Source organism: Bacillota bacterium, assembly GCA_024655925.1.
GTDB lineage: Bacteria > Bacillota > DTU025 > DTU025 > JANLFS01 > JANLFS01.
The window spans coordinates 1-4,693 of sequence record JANLFS010000105.1; the positions used below are offsets into that span (position 1 = coordinate 1).

Annotated in this window: 4 protein-coding genes; all 4 read left to right on the top strand. The window is 59.2% G+C overall.

Translation table 11 applies throughout. The features are described 5' to 3' along the window. A partial coding sequence (locus tag NUW23_13290; protein ID MCR4427134.1) for an ABC transporter permease occupies positions 1–659 on the top strand: 659 nt, incomplete at its 5' end. 5 nt (positions 660–664) lie between these two features. Next, complete coding sequence (locus NUW23_13295; protein MCR4427135.1) at positions 665–1,669, top strand: ABC transporter ATP-binding protein; 1,005 nt, start codon at positions 665–667, stop codon at positions 1,667–1,669. Next, positions 1,650–2,666, top strand: a complete 1,017-nt coding sequence (locus NUW23_13300; protein MCR4427136.1) for an ATP-binding cassette domain-containing protein — start codon at positions 1,650–1,652, stop codon at positions 2,664–2,666. The genes NUW23_13295 and NUW23_13300 overlap by 20 nt, the downstream gene beginning before the upstream one ends. 260 nt (positions 2,667–2,926) lie before the next feature. Further along, on the top strand, positions 2,927–4,615 hold the full coding sequence (locus NUW23_13305; protein MCR4427137.1) for an ABC transporter substrate-binding protein: 1,689 nt from the start codon (positions 2,927–2,929) through the stop codon (positions 4,613–4,615). Positions 4,616–4,693: the final 78 nt, after the last annotated feature.

Consider the following 4,693-nt stretch of genomic DNA (forward strand, 5'->3'; position numbering starts at 1 on the left):
GTCGAGATATTCTGGCGCAGCTCATGTTCAGCACTGGCCGGGAGTTCATGCTGGGAATGCTGTCGGCCCTGGTAAGTGTGGTTGTGGGCACGATTGTGGGGTGTGTGGCGGCTTACTACGGTGGGTTCACTGACACGTTCTTCATGCGGCTTGCCGACATATTGATGCTCTTCCCGCTTGTGCCGCTTTTCGTGGTTCTCGGGTCGATGGTCCGTTTCGGTATCATGCCGTTCGCACTTGTCCTTGGGATGGTGCAGGGGTTCGGCAGCATCACCATCATCCTGAAAGCCCAGGCCCTCCAGGTGGAAGTAAGGCCGTACATCGATGCGGCACGTGTGGCGGGGGGAAGTGGCTTCCACATCATCCGAGCCCACGTGATTCCCAATGTCTTGCCCCTTTCGTTCCTCTACATGATGTTCAACGTGACCTCCGCCATACCCTACGAGGCCACTCTCTCGTTCTTCGGGGTTCTGAACATCGACATGAGCTGGGGCATGATGATCCACACCGCTGAGGTCGCTGGGTACCTGTTTGACTTCGGTGCGCACTGGTGGCTGTGGCTGCCGTCGGGCGTCGCCATCACGGTGTTCTGCGCGGCCTTCTACATGGTCGGCCGGGGGCTCGACGAAGTCGTCAACCCGAGGCTCCGAAAGAGGTGACAGGCATGCAACCCCTTCTGAGCATTGAAGATTTCGCAATGCATTACCGGACGAGAGCCGGGTGGGTCCAGGCCGTGGACGGAGTAACCCTCACACTGGAGCGCGGGCAGTCTCTCGGCCTCGTGGGTGAGTCCGGGTGCGGCAAGACCTCCGTAGCGATGTCGATCATGAGGTTGTTGCCCTACAACGCAGAGGTCAAGCGTGGTCGCATCGTCTTCAACAACCGGGATGTGTACGCGATGCGCGAAGAAGAGGTGCGCCGTATGCGGTGGAAAGAGGTCTCCATGATATTTCAGGCCGCGATGAACGCGCTCAACCCCGTATACACCGTCGGAAACCAGATAGTCGAGGCGATAGTGACTCATGAACCTGAGACCACCGAGACTCAGGCGCGTGATCGGGTCGCAGAGCTTTTCGACTTGGTCGGTATTCCCCGTGACCGGATGGACCACTACGCCCACGAATACAGCGGGGGCATGAGGCAGAGGGCGGTAATAGCCATGGCTCTAGCCTGCAACCCAAGCCTGATCATCGCAGACGAGCCCACCACTGCTCTGGATGTAATTGTCCAAGACAAGATCCTCAGGGAAATGAAAGAGATCAGGCGCAGGATCAACATGAGTATGATCTACATCTCCCACGATGTGTCGGTAATTGCGGAGGTTAGCGATGTGGTGGGGGTGATGTACGCCGGCCGGCTTGCGGAGTGGGGCCCTGCGGATGACGTCTTCAAACAACCCCGCCACCCGTACACTTTCGGTTTGATGATGGCCTACCCCAGCATCCTCGGGGACAAACACGAGCTGGCGACGATCCCTGGCGAACCTCCCAATCTCGTGGCCCCACCCCCGGGGTGCAGGTTCAACCCCAGGTGTGACTGGGCGATCGACGAGTGCCGGGAGACCGATCCCCCTCTTCGGCAGGTCGAGACCGGCCATTTCATCGCATGTCACAACCCTGTGGAGGCCCCGGTCTCTGGAGGTGAGCGCAATGGCGGTTCCTGCAACTGAATCAGCAGCGGATGCCATCCTTCGGGTCGAGGACCTCAAGAAGTACTACAAAGTAGGCAGAGGCATGTTCCGCAAGCGGTTCCCGATGCTCCACTCAGTTGACGGGATCAGCTTCGACGTCCGCCGAGGCGAAGTCCTGGGGCTTGTGGGCGAGTCCGGGTGCGGCAAGACAACCGCTGGAAGGATGATCGTCCGGCTCACCGAGCCAACTGGAGGCCGAATACTTCTGGATGGGGCGGACGTCTCGGACTTGTCTCACGCCGAGTCAAGGCGGTTCCGCCAGAAGGTGCAGATGGTCTTCCAGGATCCATATGAGTCGCTGGACCCCAGGATGACCATTTTCGACATCGTCGCAGAGCCACTGAACGTGGCGTGCATCGGGAGTCTCGACGAGCGCGAGGAGCGGGTGGCACAGATGCTCAACCTCGTTGGCATCACGCCGCCGGCAACGTTCCTGTTTCGGTTCCCGCACGAGCTGTCAGGCGGGCAACGCCAGCGGGTCGCAATAGCCCGCGCCCTGGTAGTGAACCCGTCCTTCGTGGTCGCGGACGAACCCACATCCATGCTGGATGTTTCGATACGGACCGGGGTCATGAAGCTGATGGCCAAGCTCAGGGAGGACCTGGGTATAAGCTACCTGTACATCACCCACGACCTCGCTGTGGCGAGGTATCTGTGTCACCGGATCGCCGTGATGTATCTCGGCAAGATTGTGGAGATGGGCCCAGCCGAAAGGATCATCAAGCACCCGGTGCACCCTTACACCAAAGCCCTGATCTCTGCCGCGCCCGTGCCCGACCCGGCTGTCCGGCGGCCTGTTCCGAACATCAGAGGGGGAGTTGGGAGACCCATCGACCCATTTCCTAGGTGCAGGTTCTACGATCGGTGTCCCACGGCGGCTAAGGCGTGCGGAGAGAGTGACCACCCTAAACTCGAGGAACTGGAGCCTGGACACTACGTCGCGTGTCACATCACTCCCATCATCGGCGGTCGATGAGACCGCCATCATGAGAGCGTCTTTCTGCTCCTTTCGCGCTCCACAGACGCATGCAATTGACTTCCATGAAGGAATATGGGTGTCATGTGTCGAATTGGAAACATCGGCATGTTTGCAGGCCATAAATGGCACACTGCCTGACAGACCTGCCGGACGGGGGCGAGGTGATTGGCGGCATACACTGGGAGGACGCAGCCCGTCAGTCTGTAAAGGTAGGGAAGTGTGGAGGTCAACGATTTAGACAGAAGGAGGTATGCCTGATGCTCAAGAGAGCCCGCCTGGCCCTGGCGCTTATTCTGGTTGTGACGCTGGCTTTCGGGGCCAGTATCACCCAGGCCCAGAGCCCCAGCTATGATATGTGGGGCCCCAAGGTCGACGAGATCATCATGCCCATCATCAAAGATCAGGAGGCGCAGAGGATAGCATTCGAGCGGGGCGATAGTGTCGTCCTGCCCGGCCTGACCAGGCCCGTGGACATCGACTGGGTGAAGACGATGCCCAACGCAGACGTCACTATGACCCTCGGGTTCCACATGTTCTACCTGTGCTTCAACATGCGGACCAACCCACTTGACGCTGAAGTCGTCCGACAGGCAGTGGCCCACTGCGTTGATAGGGACAACATCATCCGTACGCTCTTCAAGGGCTACATGCTGCCGATGACCAGCTTCGTTCCGAGGGTTTCGCCTTTCTACAAGGACGACGTCCCGACCTTCCCATACAGCCACGCGAAGGCCGCGGAGATTCTCGACAAGGCTGGCTACAAGCTTGATCCTGTCACCAAAGTGCGCATCGATCCCACCACCGGCAAGCCTATGAGAGAAGTCAAGATCCTCACCCCGACCTATGAGGTTGCGGCGACCTCTGCGGAGATCGGCAAGATCATCGCCGAGTCCTGTCAGGCTGTGGGACTGCCCGTCAAGCCCGAGCCGATGGACTTCCCGGTCATGCTCGACAAGCTGGATCGGGCGGAGTTCGACATGTATGTTTTGGCGTGGTCGCTCTCCAAGCTCCCGACGTCTCTCTACAACTTCTTCCATTCATCAAACGATGTCGAGGCGGGGTATAACAGGCCTGGCATCCGCATGCCGGCGCTGGACCAGGCGCTTGAGCAGCTTATGTATGCACCGGACCTGGCGACTGCGAGGGCCGGGTCCGACAAGGCCCAAATGATTCTGGCAAAGGCCATGCCGTATGTGCCCCTTTACTCCAGGCCCTACATCGACGCATTCCGCAAAGATATCGTAGCCGGGTATGTTCCGATGAAAGGCTTCGGAGCTGCTCAGGCCCGCAATCTCTGGACCTCTCTGAACATCCGGCGCACTGCGGGACCTGGTGGCACCATCCGGTGGCTGCTTCCAGAGGAACCTAAGAACTTCAACCTGTGCACCGCGAGCAGCGCATACGCATGGGAGGTCCTCTACAGAGTCTGGGGCAGCTTGGTCGAGAGCGATCCCGAGACCCTCGAGGACATCCCGTGGATGGCCAAGAAGTGGGATGTCGGTGTCTGGGAGCCTGAGCCCGGCAAAAAGGGGACTGTGATCACCTGGTACCTGCACGACGGGATCAAGTGGCAGGACGGCATGCCGTTCACCTCTGAGGACATCAAGTTCACAATCGAGTTCCTCAAGAGCAACAAGGTCCCGCGGTATCTCACCTATACCCAGGACATCGTGAAGGTGGAGACCCCAGACAAGCTCACCGCGAAAGTGTACTTCTCTAACGTGAGCTACTGGCATTTCTACGATGCAGACCTCTCCTTCCTGCCCAAGCACATCTGGAAGGACGTCAAGGACTACAAGACCTTCGAGCCCTGGAACGAGCCTCACCCGACAGTTCCCGGCCTTACCAAGGTCATAGGAACCGGCCCGTTCATCTTGAAGGAGTACAGGCCGGGCGAGTACGTCAGACTGGTTAAGAACCCGAATTACTGGCGGCTTACCAAGTGAAGGTAGAGTAGGCTGAGCTCCCGGAATCGGGGGATAGGCTCACGGCTCAGTGGACCGCCGCACCGGGGCATCGTCCCC

Coding starts and splice junctions, on each gene's coding strand:
- NUW23_13295 (MCR4427135.1), top strand. CDS start 665: ATGCAACCCCTTCTGAGCATTGAAGATTTCGCAATGCATTACCGGACG.
- NUW23_13300 (MCR4427136.1), top strand. CDS start 1,650: ATGGCGGTTCCTGCAACTGAATCAGCAGCGGATGCCATCCTTCGGGTC.
- NUW23_13305 (MCR4427137.1), top strand. CDS start 2,927: ATGCTCAAGAGAGCCCGCCTGGCCCTGGCGCTTATTCTGGTTGTGACG.